The organism is Stutzerimonas sp. NM35, assembly GCF_054604355.1.
On sequence record NZ_CM137728.1, the window covers coordinates 549811 to 563795 of the forward strand.

General features: G+C 61.5%; 13 protein-coding genes. 12 read left to right on the forward strand and 1 reads right to left on the reverse strand.

From position 1 onward, the window contains the following. Positions 1-145 precede the first annotated feature (145 nt). The 3 genes from fliQ to flhB all read left to right on the forward strand — a co-directional run bounded on the left by fliQ (position 146) and on the right by flhB (position 2422). Positions 146-415, forward strand: a complete 270-nt coding sequence (fliQ, locus tag ACYCFC_RS02590) for a flagellar biosynthesis protein FliQ (RefSeq protein WP_181082327.1) — start codon at positions 146-148, stop codon at positions 413-415. Then, a complete protein-coding gene (gene fliR / locus ACYCFC_RS02595) occupies positions 415-1194 on the forward strand; it encodes a flagellar biosynthetic protein FliR (protein WP_459653073.1) in 780 nt (259 codons plus the stop codon). Before fliQ ends, fliR begins: the two co-directional genes overlap by 1 nt. A gap of 91 nt (positions 1195-1285) precedes the next feature. Then, complete coding sequence (flhB, locus tag ACYCFC_RS02600; RefSeq protein WP_181082325.1) at positions 1286-2422, forward strand: flagellar biosynthesis protein FlhB; 1137 nt, start codon at positions 1286-1288, stop codon at positions 2420-2422. Between the two features lie 76 nt (positions 2423-2498). On the opposite strand, the gene sodC is transcribed toward flhB, so the two are convergent. Then, a complete protein-coding gene (gene sodC / locus ACYCFC_RS02605; protein WP_459653074.1) occupies positions 2499-3020 on the reverse strand; it encodes a superoxide dismutase [Cu-Zn] SodC in 522 nt (173 codons plus the stop codon). 220 nt (positions 3021-3240) lie between these two features. Between sodC and flhA the strand changes: the two genes are divergently transcribed. The 9 genes from flhA to ACYCFC_RS02650 all read left to right on the forward strand — a co-directional run bounded on the left by flhA (position 3241) and on the right by ACYCFC_RS02650 (position 13850). Beyond that, on the forward strand, positions 3241-5361 hold the full coding sequence (gene flhA / locus ACYCFC_RS02610) for a flagellar biosynthesis protein FlhA (RefSeq protein WP_459653075.1): 2121 nt from the start codon (positions 3241-3243) through the stop codon (positions 5359-5361). A 15-nt stretch (positions 5362-5376) separates the two neighbouring features. Next, positions 5377-6657, forward strand: a complete 1281-nt coding sequence (gene flhF / locus ACYCFC_RS02615) for a flagellar biosynthesis protein FlhF (protein ID WP_459653076.1) — start codon at positions 5377-5379, stop codon at positions 6655-6657. Between the two features lie 91 nt (positions 6658-6748). Continuing rightward, complete coding sequence (gene fleN / locus ACYCFC_RS02620) at positions 6749-7576, forward strand: flagellar synthesis regulator FleN (RefSeq protein WP_181082321.1); 828 nt, start codon at positions 6749-6751, stop codon at positions 7574-7576. Positions 7577-7593: 17 nt separating this feature from the next. Beyond that, a complete protein-coding gene (gene fliA, locus ACYCFC_RS02625) occupies positions 7594-8319 on the forward strand; it encodes an RNA polymerase sigma factor FliA (RefSeq protein WP_181082320.1) in 726 nt (241 codons plus the stop codon). Positions 8320-8585: 266 nt separating this feature from the next. Beyond that, entirely contained in the window at positions 8586-8960 is a 375-nt protein-coding gene (locus ACYCFC_RS02630) for a chemotaxis response regulator CheY (protein ID WP_171819274.1), read from the forward strand. Positions 8961-8980: 20 nt separating this feature from the next. Further along, a complete protein-coding gene (locus tag ACYCFC_RS02635; protein ID WP_459653077.1) occupies positions 8981-9775 on the forward strand; it encodes a protein phosphatase CheZ in 795 nt (264 codons plus the stop codon). A gap of 11 nt (positions 9776-9786) precedes the next feature. Next, complete coding sequence (locus ACYCFC_RS02640; protein ID WP_459653078.1) at positions 9787-11961, forward strand: chemotaxis protein CheA; 2175 nt, start codon at positions 9787-9789, stop codon at positions 11959-11961. Between the two features lie 48 nt (positions 11962-12009). After that, complete coding sequence (locus tag ACYCFC_RS02645; protein ID WP_459653079.1) at positions 12010-13110, forward strand: protein-glutamate methylesterase/protein-glutamine glutaminase; 1101 nt, start codon at positions 12010-12012, stop codon at positions 13108-13110. Then, positions 13110-13850 (forward strand): flagellar motor protein, encoded by a 741-nt coding sequence (locus ACYCFC_RS02650; protein ID WP_459653080.1) that lies wholly within the window; start codon positions 13110-13112, stop codon positions 13848-13850. Before ACYCFC_RS02645 ends, ACYCFC_RS02650 begins: the two co-directional genes overlap by 1 nt. Positions 13851-13985: the final 135 nt, after the last annotated feature.

Sequence of the window (13985 nt, forward strand, 5' to 3'; positions counted from 1 at the left end):
TTGGCAATACTGCGTTGAAAACAGGCTCGGCCTGCTCATTTAGGCCACTAAACTCGTACGCGAGCCCGGTCCGTTCCTCGCCTGTTTTCGCCTTGTCTTGCCTGCCTCGCCTACATTTTTCAACGGCCTGCTTGGGAGTACGCCGATGACACCCGAAGTTGCGGTCGATCTGTTTCGTGGCGGTCTGTGGATGACCGCCACCATCGTCGGTGTGCTGGTGATGCCGAGCCTTCTGGTGGGCCTGCTGGTGGCGATGTTCCAGGCCGCCACGCAGATCAACGAACAGACCCTGAGCTTCCTGCCGCGTCTGCTGGTCATGCTGATGACGCTGATCTGGACGGGGCCATGGCTGGTGCGCAAGTTGATGGAGTACACCGAGAACCTGATCCAGAACATTCCGTTGATCATCGGCTGATGTTTGCCCTGAGCGATGCGCAGATCGGCGCCTGGGTAGGGCAGTTTCTGCTGCCGCTGTTTCGCATCGCGGCGCTGCTGATGAGCATGCCGATCATCGGCACCCAGCTGGTGCCGATGCGGGTGCGGCTGTATCTGGCCCTGGCCATTACCGTGGTGCTGGTGCCGGGGCTGCCTGCCGGGCCGGTGGTGGAGGCGCTGAGTGGGCAGGCGCTGGTGCTGATCGCCGAGCAGATTCTGATCGGCGTGATGCTGGGTTTCGTGCTGCAGCTGTTCTTTCAGGTCTTCATCGTCTCCGGGCAGATGCTGGCCATGCAGATGGGCCTTGGTTTCGCCTCCATGGTCGATCCGGCCAATGGTGTTTCGGTGCCGGTGCTCGGCCAGTTCTTCAACATGCTGGTGATCCTGCTGTTCCTGGCCATGAATGGGCACCTGGTGGTGCTGGAGATTCTCACGGAAAGCTTCGTCACCCTGCCCATCGGCGGCTGGCTGGTCGGCACCAATCACCTGTGGGAAGTGGCCGGCAAGCTCGGCTGGGTGCTGGGCGCCGGCTTGCTGCTGGTACTGCCGGCCATCACCGCGCTGCTGGTGATCAACCTCGCCTTCGGCCTGATGACCAGGGCCGCGCCGCAGTTGAATATCTTCTCCATTGGTTTTCCGCTGACGCTGGTGCTGGGCCTGGTCATCGTCTGGCTCGGCATGGGCGATATCCTGGCGCAATATCAGGGTTTTGCCAGCGAGGCGCTGGCGATGTTGCGTGAACTGATAGGCGTACGCTGAGAGGGTGTTTACAAATTACTACGCTCGACCAGGCTGCGTTGAAATCAGCCTCTGATGCGACTGTGTTCTTCGATTCGTCGGGAGGCCCTGTATGGCTGAGAACGAAAACGGCGCCGAAAAAAGCGAGGAACCCACGGCCAAACGGCTACGTGAATCCCGTGAGAAAGGACAGCTTGCGCGTTCCCGTGAACTGAATACGGTGGCCGTTACCCTGGGTGGCATCGGCGGCCTGCTGGCCTCCGGTGCGGGTCTGGCCGGTAGCCTGATGATGATGATGCAGGGCAGTTTCGACCTCAGCCGTGAAGCCTTGCTGGATGAGAGCTCCATGGTCAGGCTGCTGGTGAACAGCGGCTTGCTTGCGCTGGAAGCGATCATGCCGCTGCTGATCGTGTTGCTGATCGTCTCCATCGTCGGTCCGATCTCGCTGGGGGGCTGGCTGTTTTCAGCCAAGGCGATGGCACCGAAGTTCAGCCGAATGAATCCGGGCGCGGGCCTCAAGCGGATGTTCTCGGCCAAGGCGCTGGTGGAGCTGCTCAAGGCGCTCGGCAAGTTCCTGGTGGTGCTGACGGTGGCGCTGTTGGTGCTCAATGCCTATCAGGACGATCTGCTGTCCATCGCCAAGCAGCCGCTGGAGCTGGCCATTGCCCATAGCGTGGAAGTCGTCGGCTGGTGTGCGTTGTGGATGGCCTGTGGGCTGATTCTGATCGCCTTGGTGGACGTGCCTTTCCAGCTCTGGGACAACAAGCAGAAGCTGATGATGACCAAGCAGGAGGTCAAGGACGAATACAAGGACGCCGAGGGCAAGCCCGAGGTCAAGTCGCGGATTCGCCAGCTGCAGCGCGAGGCAGCCCAGCGGCGGATGATGCAGGCCGTGCCGGAGGCCGATGTGGTGATCACCAACCCGACCCACTTTGCCGTGGCGCTGAAATATGACGGCGGCAAGGGCGGTGCGCCGATACTGGTGGCCAAGGGTGGCGACTTCGTGGCCCTGAAGATTCGCGAGATCGCTCAGGAGCATCAGGTGACCGTGCTCGAATCGCCCGCGCTGGCGCGGGCGGTGTATTACTCCACCGAGCTGGAACAGGAAATCCCGGCTGGCCTCTACCTGGCAGTGGCGCAGGTGCTGGCCTATGTCTACCAGCTGCGCCAGTACCGCTCGGGCAAGGGCAAGCGGCCCGAGCCCCTGAACGACCTGCCGATTCCGCCGGATTTGCGTCGGGACGCATAAAGCCGACAAGAGCGCTGGAGGCTGGAAAGCGGGATGATTTCAATATCGTTCAGCTTCCAGCGCTCTTTTTCGGCTTTTAATTGATCACCCCGCAAGCGACCCGGGCGCCGCCTCCGCCGAGTGGCTCGGGATGGTCGGCGTGGTTGTCGCCGCCCTTGTGCACCATCAGCGCCAGGCCCTTGATATCGCCGAGGCTCTGCAGCCGGGGCGCGAGAACCGGCTGGTTGGCCTTGCCCTGGGAATCGACCATCAGCGCCGGCAGATCGCCCTGGTGGCCATCGCCCCAGGGTTCGCCGTGCTTGCCGCTGTTCTTCGGGTCCCAATGCCCGCCTGCTGCACCTGCAGAGGTGGTTTTGCCGTCGATTTCGGCGGGCTCGCAGCTGCCCTTGGCATGCAGATGGAAGCCATGGGTGCCGGCGTCGAGGCCGGACAGTTCGGGACGAAATACCAGGCCGTACTGGCTGGTTTCGATCCTGACGTTGCCGAGGGATTCGCCGACACCCTGGGCCGATACGGCATTGATCGGCACGCTGAGGGTTTCGGCCTGCAGGCCCAGCGCCGTGCAGCTGGCGAGTGCCGCGATAAACCACTGTTTCATGGCAAGACTCCTGTTAAGTGAGGTGAGGCAACTGCTGCCGGAAAGGGCATCGGCGTTTCTGTCTGTCGACGGCCCTGGATTTGAGACTGTCAGGGACTGGCTCGGTTCGATGGCGGTCGGGCCGGGCAGATGGCGGCTCGGCAAGTTGGACCCCTTCTTGCTATAGCCGAGGCAGGGCGCGTTTGCGTCAATTCTTTGTTCTGCTCTACCGGGGTTCAAATTGGATCGCACGCAAATCATCCAGATAGGCAATGGCCTGGCGAGCGCTGGCCGAGGCAATCTCGGCGTGCCGCTGCTGCTGTTGGTGATGCTCGGCATGATGATGTTGCCGGTGCCGCCGTTCCTGCTGGACGTGCTGTTCACCTTCAATATCGCACTGTCCATCGTCGTGCTGCTGGTCAGCGTGTATGCCTTGCGACCGCTGGATTTCGCCGTCTTTCCAACCGTGCTGCTGGTCGCCACGCTGCTGCGTCTGGCGCTGAACGTCGCCTCTACCCGGGTCGTGCTGATTCACGGTCATGAGGGGGGCACCGCCGCCGGTCATGTGATCGAAGCCTTCGGCAATGTGGTGATCGGCGGCAATTACGTCGTGGGTATCGTGGTCTTCGCGATTCTGATGATCATCAACTTCGTCGTGGTGACCAAGGGTGCGGGGCGTATTTCCGAAGTGAGCGCGCGCTTCACCCTCGACGCCATGCCGGGCAAGCAGATGGCCATCGACGCCGACCTGAACTCGGGCCTGATCGATCAGGAGGAAGCGAAAAAGCGCCGCACCGAGGTTTCTTCGGAAGCCGATTTCTACGGTTCCATGGACGGTGCCAGCAAGTTCGTTCGCGGTGACGCCATTGCCGGCCTGCTGATCCTGTTCATCAACCTGCTTGGCGGGATGGGCATCGGCATGCTCCAGCATGGCCTGAGCTTCTCCGAAGCCGGGCAGATCTATGCGTTGCTGACCATCGGTGATGGCCTGGTGGCGCAGATTCCGTCGCTGCTGCTGTCCACTGCGGCGGCGATCATGGTCACTCGCGTCACCAGCTCCGAGGATATGGGCCAGCAGGTCAACCGGCAGATGTTCGCCTCGCCCAAGGCGCTCGCCGTATCCGCGGGGCTGATGATTGCCATGGGCCTGGTTCCCGGCATGCCGCATATGTCGTTTCTCGGGCTCGGTGCCGTGGCCGCAGCCGGCGCCTACTGGATCTGGCATCGCCAGAAGCAGGTCAAGCTGAAGGCTGAGCAGGAAGTCCAGACGCAGCAGGAAATGCTCCCGGCACAGCGTGCGGCGGAAACCCGGGAACTGGGCTGGGACGACGTCACGCCGGTGGATATGGTCGGCCTGGAAGTCGGTTACCGGCTGATCCCGCTGGTCGACCGCAACCAGGGCGGGCAACTGCTGGCCAGGATCAAGGGCGTGCGCAAGAAGCTTTCCCAGGACCTGGGCTTCCTGATGCCATCGGTGCACATCCGCGACAACCTCGACCTGCTGCCCAATGCCTATCGGCTGACGCTGATGGGCGTGAGCCTGGCCGAGGCCGAGGTCTATCCCGATCGCGAGCTGGCGATCAATCCGGGGCAGGTGTTCGGCCCGCTCAACGGCATCGCGGCCAAGGACCCGGCGTTCGGTCTGGAGGCGGTGTGGATCGAGGCCGGCCAGCGCGATCAGGCGCAGTCGCTCGGCTACACGGTGGTCGATGCCAGCACCGTGATCGCGACTCACCTCAATCAGGTCCTGCACAAGCATGCCCATGAGCTGTTGGGGCACGAGGAAGTCCAGCAACTGATGCAGTTGCTGGCCAAGAGTTCGCCCAAGCTGGCCGAGGAGCTGGTGCCGGGGATGATTTCCCTCTCGACGCTGCTCAAGGTGCTGCAGGCGTTGCTGCAGGAGCAGGTGCCGGTGCGTGATATCCGCACCATCGCCGAGGCCATCGCCAATGTCGCGGCCAAGAGTCAAGATCCCGCCGCGATGGTGGCGGCGGTGCGGGTCGCGCTTTCCCGTGCAATCGTGCAAAACGTTGTGGGACTAGAGCCGCAGCTGCCTGTGATTACTCTGGAACCCAGATTGGAACAGATATTGCTCAACAGTCTGCAGAAGGCTGGCCAGGGGGCCGACGATGGTATTCTCCTGGAGCCGGGAATGGCCGAAAAGTTGCAACGGTCACTGGTAGATGCCGCACAGCGTCAAGAAATGTTGGGCAAACCGGCGATTCTGCTGGTAGCTGGCCCGGTTCGCGCGATGCTGTCGCGATTCGCCCGCCTGTCGGTCCCCAGCATTCATGTCCTGGCCTACCAGGAAATACCGGATAACAAGCAGGTCACCATCGTTGCGACGGTGGGTCAGAATTAACCGAGGGTACAGGCCATGCAGGTCAAACGTTTCTTCGCAGCCGACATGCGCATCGCCATGAAGATGATTCGTGACGAGCTGGGCGCCGATGCCGTGATTACGGGCAATCGCCGTGTCGCCGGCGGCGTCGAGCTGACCGCTGTGCTCGATTACCCGATGGAACCGGTCGTCTCGAAGCAACCGAATGCGGCGCTCGAGGCCGAACTGCGCAAGACCCAGGCGCGAATCGCCAGCGCCCACGCCGAGCTGAGTGCGCCGTCACGCGCGCAGGCCGGCAAGGACCGTCAACTGCTTGACGATAAGCCGGCTGCGGTCGCCCAGGCGACACCTTCCGCACCGACGGCTTCGCTCGATTCCCGTGCGGTCGAGGCCATGCACAGTGAGTTGCAAGGCCTGCGCGAGTTGATCGAAGTGCAGCTGGGCTCCATTGCCTGGGGCCAGGAGCAAAGCCGCCGCCCGCAGCAGGCTGGCCTCTGGCGCCGTCTGCAGCGTATCGGCCTGCCGGCTGATCTGTCGCGCAGCCTGCTGGAGAAGGTGTCCACCGTGGCCGAGCCGCGTCAGGCATGGCGCATGCTGCTGGCGCATCTGGCGCAATCGATCAAGGTCAGCAAGGTCGAGCCGCTGGAAGAGGGCGGCGTCATCGCTCTGGTCGGCCCGGCCGGTGCCGGCAAGACCACCACGCTGGCCAAGCTGGCGGCGCGCTACGTGCTCAAGTACGGGCCGCAGAGTATCGCCCTGGCGAGCATGGACAACTACCGTATCGGCGCTCAGGAGCAACTGAGAACGCTGGGTCGTATCCTCGATGTGCCAGTCGTTCAGATCGACCCTGCCCAGCCGCTGGGCAAGACGCTGCAGCCCCTGGCGCGCAAACGCCTGATTCTCGTCGATACCGCCGGGCTTCCGGCAGGTGATGCGATGATGCGCATGCAGCTCGAAACCCTGGCCGATCGTGGCATCAAATCGAAAAACTACCTGGTGCTGGCGGCAACCAGCCAGAGCCAGGTATTGAAGGCAGCCTGGCACAACTATCGCCGTTGCGGGCTGGCGGGCTGCATCCTGACTAAGCTGGATGAGGCCGGTAGCCTGGGTGACGTGCTTGGGCTAACGATTAGCCAGCATCTGCCGATAGCCTATCTGGCCGATGGACCGCGCATCCCTGATGACCTGCAGTTGCCTCGCAGTCATCAATTGGTCAGTCGGGCGGTAAGCCTGCAATTGGACGAGTCTCCCAGCGAGGAGACCATGGCAGACATGTTTACCGGGTTGTACAACGGATCATCACGGAAGGTCGGATGAAGGCTTGGTCCCGTGATACAGACAATGAAGACGCGTTCCGGCTGAACGCATCGATGGCCCTGTGGCCCCAGCAAGATATAGGCGTGTGAAAATGGGTACTCATCCCGTACAGGTGATTGCAGTGACTGGCGGCAAGGGTGGCGTCGGCAAGACCAACGTGTCGGTCAATCTGGCGCTGGCGTTGGCCGATCTCGGTCGCAGGGTGGTGCTGCTCGACGCCGACCTTGGCCTGGCCAACGTCGATGTGCTGCTGGGTTTGACCACCAAGCGTACCCTGGCCGATGTCATCGCCGGCGAATGTGATCTGCGCGATGTGCTGATCCAGGGGCCGGGCGGCATACGCATCGTGCCCGCGGCTTCCGGGACCCAGAGCATGGTGCAGCTGTCCAGTCTGCAGCACTCTGGGCTGATCCAGGCATTCAGCGACATTGGCGATGATATCGACGTGCTGATCATCGACACCGCCGCCGGTATCGGTGATGGTGTGGTGAGTTTCGTCCGCGCCGCACAGGAAGTCCTGCTGGTGGTGACGGACGAGCCGACGTCGATTACCGACGCCTATGCCCTGATCAAGTTGCTCAACCGTGACTACGGCATCAGCCGTTTCCGCGTGCTGGCCAACATGGCACACGCACCGCAGGAAGGGCGCAATCTGTTCGCCAAACTGGCCAAGGTGACCGAGCGCTTCCTCGATGTGGCGCTACAGTATGTGGGGGCGGTGCCCTACGACGAATCTGTGCGCAAGGCCGTACAGAAGCAGCGTGCCGTCTATGAGGCGTACCCGCGCGCCAAGTCTTCGCTGGCGTTCAAGGCCATCGCACAGAAAGTGGATACCTGGCCGCTGCCGGCAACTCCGCGCGGCCATCTGGAGTTCTTTGTGGAGCGCCTTGTCAGGCCCGCCGCAGACACTCACGAATGACACCGGCTGGATTGGGTATGTATTACAGCAAGGCTCAGGCAAAAGACTCGCAATACCAGCTCATCGACCAGTACGCGCCGTTGGTCAAGCGCATCGCCTATCACCTGTTGGCGCGCTTGCCGGCGAGCGTGCAGGTGGATGATCTGCTGCAGGCCGGCATGATCGGGCTGCTCGAGGCATCGAAGAAATACGATTCGGGAAAAGGCGCGAGCTTCGAAACCTATGCCGGTATTCGCATTCGCGGGGCCATGCTCGATGAGGTACGCAAGGGCGACTGGGCGCCGCGCTCGGTGCACCGCAACTCGCGCATGGTCAGCGAGGCGATTCGGGCCATCGAGGCGAAAACCGGTCGCGACGCTAAAGATCACGAGGTTGCAGCCGAACTTGAATTGAGTCTGGATGAGTACTACGGCATTCTGGGTGACACTCTGGGCAGCCGCCTGTTCAGTTTTGATGATCTGCTTCAGGAAGGCGAGCACGGAGAGTTCGGTGAAGATGCCGCCAGCGCGCATCCCGAGCCGTTTCGTGATCTCGAAGACGAGCGTTTTCAGCAGGCGCTGGCCGAGGCCATCAGCAACCTGCCGGAACGTGAAAAGCTGGTGCTTTCGCTGTACTACGACGAAGAGTTGAACTTGAAGGAGATCGGCCAGGTTCTGGGGGTCAGCGAGTCGCGGGTGAGTCAGTTGCACAGTCAATGCGCGGCACGTTTGCGTGCCCGCCTCGGTGAGTGGCGCGCGCGCTGACGCCGGTTTGCAAAAAGCATTCGAGGCCGCTTTCTACAGGGCGCCTCTAGAAACGTAGGCGAGGCAGTCAGCGCAAGGCAAAAACAGGCGAAAAAGCGCAGTTTACGAGTTGTAAATGAGCATTTTGAGCCTGTTTTTAACGCAGCGATGACAACGCAGGTAGTTTTTAGAGGTGCCCTACAGGCTTTATCGATGAAGCCCGCAGAAAAGCCGTGAGCAGGGCTTTGGGGATTTCGGGATTTACGGAGGTGTACTTGGACAAGAACATGAAAATCCTCATCGTTGACGACTTCTCGACGATGAGACGGATCATCAAGAACCTCTTGCGCGATCTGGGTTTCACCAATACCGCCGAAGCGGACGACGGCACCACCGCGTTGCCCATGCTCAAGAGTGGCAGTTTCGACTTCCTCGTGACTGACTGGAACATGCCCGGCATGAGCGGCATCGACCTGTTGCGTCATGTGCGCGCCGATGAGCGCCTCAAGCACCTGCCGGTCCTGATGGTCACCGCTGAAGCCAAGCGCGACCAGATCATCGAAGCCGCACAGGCCGGTGTTAACGGCTACGTGGTCAAGCCATTCACGGCCCAGGTGCTCAAGGAAAAGATCGAGAAGATCTTCGAGCGCGTCAACGGCTGAAGTAGCGCCGCGAGGGTACTATGACGCAAGCAGAACAAAGTCTTGTGGAGTTTGAAGCGACTCTGCGAGCCCGTGCGCCTCAGCTGCTCGAAAGTCTGCAGCAAGGCCGCCTGGATGATACTGCGCAGATGCTCAATGAGCTTAATCAGATTCGCAACAACAGCCTCTATCATGAGGTCGGCAAGCTCACGCGCGAACTGCACAACGCCATCGTCAAGCTCGAGATGGATACCAGCGCCACGGGCGGCGATCCATCGCCGATCACCGATGCGACCGATCGCCTTTCCTATGTGGTGACGATGACCGAAAAGGCGGCCAATCGCACCATGGATCTGGTGGAAGAGTCGACGCCACTGGTGAACTACGTCAGCTACGAAGCCCAGAGCCTGACGGCTGACTGGCAGCGCTTCATGCGCCGGGACATGAATGCTGAAGAGTTCAGGGATCTTGTCCGCCGGGTCGATTCGTTTCTTCAGCGCTCCATGAACGATGGCAGTCAGCTCTCGCAGAATCTCAGCGAAATCATGCTGGCTCAGGACTTTCAGGATCTGACCGGGCAGGTGATCAAGCGGGTCACCCGACTGGTCAGCGAGCTCGAAAGCAACCTGCTCAATCTTGTGCTGATGGCCGGTCAGGTCGATCGCATGGCGGGTATCCGGCACGACTGCGAGTCGATACGCCTGGAGCAGGAAAGACAAAAACGAGAAAAAGAATCTTCCAATGGTGAAGGTCCGCAGATGCATGCCGATATACGAGAGGATGTCGTGTCCGGTCAGGATGATGTCGACGACCTGCTTTCGAGCCTGGGCTTTTAGGGGATGTGAATATGAGCTTCGACGCCGATGAGGAGATTCTCCAGGACTTCCTGGTAGAGGCCGGCGAGATTCTCGAACTATTGTCAGAGCAGTTGGTGGAGCTGGAAAGCAGCCCCGACGATACCGCCTTGCTCAATGCGATTTTTCGCGGTTTTCACACGGTAAAAGGCGGTGCCGGCTTTCTCCAGCTGCATGAGCTGGTCGAGTGCTGCCATATCGCCGAAAACGTTTTCGACATCCTGCGCAAGGGTGAGCGTCGCGTTGAACCGGAACTGATGGATGTCGTGCTGCAGGCACTGGACGCCGTCAATGCCATGTTCAATCAGGTGCGTGAACGCACTGAAGTGACCCCGGCTACACCTGAACTGCTGGCCGCATTGGCGCGCCTGGCCGAGCCGGCCAGCATGGATGCCCCGGCTGCCGAGCCTGTCGCTGTTGCGCCAGAGCCTGAAGCCGCGACTGCGGATAACGAGTTCGAGCAGTTGCTCGGTGCGCTGGACGATGCGGCGGGCAACGCCTCTGCTGCCGTCGCTGACGATGAGATTACTGACGCTGAATTCGAATCGCTGCTCGATCAGCTGCATGGCCAGGGACAGTTCAAGATCGATTCCGGCGCCGCACAGATTGCTTCTGCGCCCAGGGCTAGCGAGGCGCCTGTCAGCGATGAGATCACCGACGATGAGTTCGAGGCGCTGCTCGATCAGTTGCACGGAAAGGGACAGTTCGCCGAAGTACCTGCCGCCGCTGAGCCGCAGCAGGCAAGCGCCGATACCACGACTGTTTCCGCTTCTGCTCCCGCTGCAGGCGGCGATCACATCACCGATGATGAATTCGAGGCCTTGCTCGATCAGTTGCATGGCAAAGGCAAGTTCGAAGCGGAAGTGGTCGCACCAGCATCTGCGCCCGCTTCAGCCAAGCCGGGCGCCGCGCCGAAAGCTGCTGCAGCGAAACCCGTAGCCGCACCCGCCAAGGCTGCCGCCGCGCCTGCCAGGGCCGCGGCGGAAAAACCGGCCAGTGAAGCCGAAACCACGGTACGCGTCGATACGGCGCGGCTCGACGAGATCATGAACATGGTCGGCGAGCTGGTGCTGGTGCGTAACCGGTTGGTGCGGCTGGGTGCCGACAGCGGCGACGAGGCCATGTCCAAGGCAGTGTCCAATCTCGACGTGGTCACTGGCGACCTGCAAAGCGCGGTGATGAAAACGCGCATGCAGCCGATCAAGAAGGCCTTCGGTCGGTTCCCGCGTCTGATCCGGGACATGGCGCGCAACCTGAAGAAAGAAATCAATCTTGAGCTGATCGGTGAGGAAACCGATCTGGACAAGAACCTCGTCGAGGCTCTGGCCGATCCGCTGGTGCACTTGGTGCGTAACGCGGTCGATCATGGCATCGAGATGCCGGATGAGCGCGAAGCCGCAGGCAAGCCGCGCACCGGCAAGGTGGTGTTGTCCGCCGAGCAGGAGGGTGATCACATCCTGCTGATCATCAGTGACGACGGCAAAGGCATGGATGCCAACATCCTGCGTGCCAAGGCTATCGAGAAGGGCATGCTGGACAAGGATGCAGCCGAGCGACTGAGTGATCTGGAGTGCTACAACCTGATCTTCGCGGCGGGTTTCTCGACCAAGACGGAGATCTCCGACGTCTCCGGTCGTGGCGTCGGCATGGATGTGGTCAAGACCAAGATTTCCCAGCTCAACGGTACGGTCAATGTCTTCTCCGCCAAGGGCCAGGGCTCGCGCGTGGTGATCAAAGTGCCGCTGACATTGGCGATCATGCCGACCCTGATGGTGATGCTGGGCAACCAGGCATTCGCTTTTCCGCTGGTCAACGTCAACGAGATTTTCCATCTCGATCTGTCCCGCACCAATGTCGTCGATGGTCAGGAAGTGGTGATCGTGCGTGACAAGGCGCTGCCGCTATTCTATCTCAAGCGCTGGCTGGTGAAGGACGCGCAGCAGGAGGAGCAGCGCGAAGGTCATGTGGTGATCCTGAGTGTCGGTAACCAGAGCATCGGCTTCGTCGTCGATCAGCTGGTGGGCCAGGAAGAGGTGGTGATCAAGCCGCTGGGCAAGATGCTGCAAGGCACACCAGGCATGTCCGGTGCGACCATCACGGGCGACGGTCGGATAGCTCTGATCCTCGATGTGCCGAGCATGCTCAAGCGTTACGCACGCAGGATCTGATCAGTTGGACAGCGCTCCCTGGGGGAGCGCTGTCGCTAGGAGTGTTTTATGGCAGTCAAGGTCCTGGTAGTGGACGATTCCGGCTTCTTTCGGCGCCGTGTATCGGAAATCCTCTCTTCAGACCCGAATATCCAGGTGATCGGCACCGCCACCAACGGACGAGAGGCGATTGACCAGACGCTGGCGCTCAAGCCCGACGTCATCACCATGGATTATGAAATGCCGACAATGGATGGCATTTCCGCGGTGCGGCAGATCATGCAGCGTTGTCCGACGCCGGTACTGATGTTCTCCTCGCTGACTCATGAAGGCGCGCGCGTCACGCTGGATGCGCTGGATGCCGGGGCGGTGGATTTCCTGCCGAAGAATTTCGAGGATATTTCGCGCAACCCGGACAAGGTCAAGCAGCTGCTCTGCGAGAAAGTGCACACCATCTCGCGCAGCAATCGGCATTACGTCAGTCCTCGCACGCCGTCGGCGGCTCCGGTTGGCCGCACGGCGGCAGCGCCGGCAGTGCCCGCTTTCACCGCGCCGCGCAGTACGCCAGCACCGGCGCCGAGCCCGGTTTCGCCGGCGCCACGGCGCAAGGCCTACCGGCTGGTCGCCATCGGCACGTCCACAGGTGGTCCCGTGGCGCTGCAGCGGGTGCTGACCCAGCTTCCGGCCGGCTTCCCGGCGCCCATCGTGCTGATCCAGCACATGCCCGCCGCGTTCACCAAGGCCTTCGCCGAACGTCTGGACAAGCTCTGCAACATCCGTGTCAAGGAAGCCGAAGATGGCGATCTGCTGCGTCCCGGCCTGGCGTTGCTGGCGCCCGGTGGCAAGCAGATGATGGTCGACGGGCGCGGCGCGGTACGCATTCTGCCCGGTGACGAGCGGCTCAACTATCGCCCCTGTGTCGACGTGACTTTCGGCTCTGCCGCCAAGGCGTTCAATGACAAGGTTCTGGCGGTGGTCCTCACCGGCATGGGCGCCGATGGTCGTGAGGGCGCACGCATGCTCAAGCAATGCGGCAGCCAGGTCTGGACCCAGGACGAGGCCAGCTGCGTGATCTATGGCATGCCCATGGCCGTGGCCAAGGCGAACCTCAGCGACGCCGTCTACGCGCTCGATGACATCGGTCGGCACCTGAGCGAGGCCTGCATCTGATGGATGTGCTCAGCCTTATCGGGCTGGTTCTTGCGTTCGTCGCCATCGTCGGGGGAAATTTTCTCGAGGGTGGGCATATTTCCGCGCTGCTCAATGGGCCGGCGGCGCTGATCGTACTGGGTGGAACCCTCGGGGCGGTACTGTTGCAGACGCCCATGGCGGTCTTCATGCGGGCGATGTCGATCATCGGCTGGATCTTCTTTCCGCCTCGCGTCGACATGCTGAAGGGCATCAGCCTGGTCACCGGCTGGAGCACGACCGCCCGCAAGGAAGGCCTGCTGGGCCTTGAGCCGGTTGCCGAAACCGAGCCTGATCCCTATGCCCGCAAGGGTTTGCAGCTGTTGGTCGATGGCGCCGAGCCCGAGGTGATCCGCAGCATCCTCGAAGTGGACATGTATACCCAGGAAACCCGCGATATCCGTGCGGCGAAGGTGTTCGAGAGCATGGGCGGCTATTCACCCACCATCGGCATCATCGGCGCCGTCATGGGGCTGATTCATGTGATGGGCAATCTTGCCGATCCCAGCCAGCTGGGTAGCGGCATTGCGGTGGCATTCGTGGCGACCATCTACGGTGTGGGCTTTGCCAACCTGCTGGTGCTGCCGATTGGCTACAAGCTCAAGAGCATCGTGCAGAAACAGACCACCTACCGTGAATTGCTGCTCGAAGGAGTCCTGTCGATTGCCGAGGGCGAAAACCCCCGCTCGATAGAAATGAAACTGCAGGGCTTCATCGATTGAACGGTTCAGGGCCGGCGGCGTGGACAGGGGGAACACAGATGGCGACCGCTGAAAGCACATCGACCATGGAGCCTGGGGCTGGTTTCCTGTACGTGCGCCTGCTCGATGTTGCGCCTGTTTCCCTGATCGCATCGT

Excerpts from the sequence above, each read along its gene's own strand:
- fliQ (WP_181082327.1), top strand. The coding sequence starts at position 146 with ATGACACCCGAAGTTGCGGTCGATCTGTTTCGTGGCGGTCTGTGGATG.
- fliR (WP_459653073.1), top strand. The coding sequence starts at position 415 with ATGTTTGCCCTGAGCGATGCGCAGATCGGCGCCTGGGTAGGGCAGTTT.
- flhB (WP_181082325.1), top strand. The coding sequence starts at position 1,286 with ATGGCTGAGAACGAAAACGGCGCCGAAAAAAGCGAGGAACCCACGGCC.
- sodC (WP_459653074.1), bottom strand. The coding sequence starts at position 3,020 with ATGAAACAGTGGTTTATCGCGGCACTCGCCAGCTGCACGGCGCTGGGC.
- flhF (WP_459653076.1), top strand. The coding sequence starts at position 5,377 with ATGCAGGTCAAACGTTTCTTCGCAGCCGACATGCGCATCGCCATGAAG.
- fleN (WP_181082321.1), top strand. The coding sequence starts at position 6,749 with ATGGGTACTCATCCCGTACAGGTGATTGCAGTGACTGGCGGCAAGGGT.
- fliA (WP_181082320.1), top strand. The coding sequence starts at position 7,594 with ATGTATTACAGCAAGGCTCAGGCAAAAGACTCGCAATACCAGCTCATC.
- ACYCFC_RS02630 (WP_171819274.1), top strand. The coding sequence starts at position 8,586 with ATGAAAATCCTCATCGTTGACGACTTCTCGACGATGAGACGGATCATC.
- ACYCFC_RS02635 (WP_459653077.1), top strand. The coding sequence starts at position 8,981 with ATGACGCAAGCAGAACAAAGTCTTGTGGAGTTTGAAGCGACTCTGCGA.
- ACYCFC_RS02640 (WP_459653078.1), top strand. The coding sequence starts at position 9,787 with ATGAGCTTCGACGCCGATGAGGAGATTCTCCAGGACTTCCTGGTAGAG.
- ACYCFC_RS02645 (WP_459653079.1), top strand. The coding sequence starts at position 12,010 with ATGGCAGTCAAGGTCCTGGTAGTGGACGATTCCGGCTTCTTTCGGCGC.
- ACYCFC_RS02650 (WP_459653080.1), top strand. The coding sequence starts at position 13,110 with ATGGATGTGCTCAGCCTTATCGGGCTGGTTCTTGCGTTCGTCGCCATC.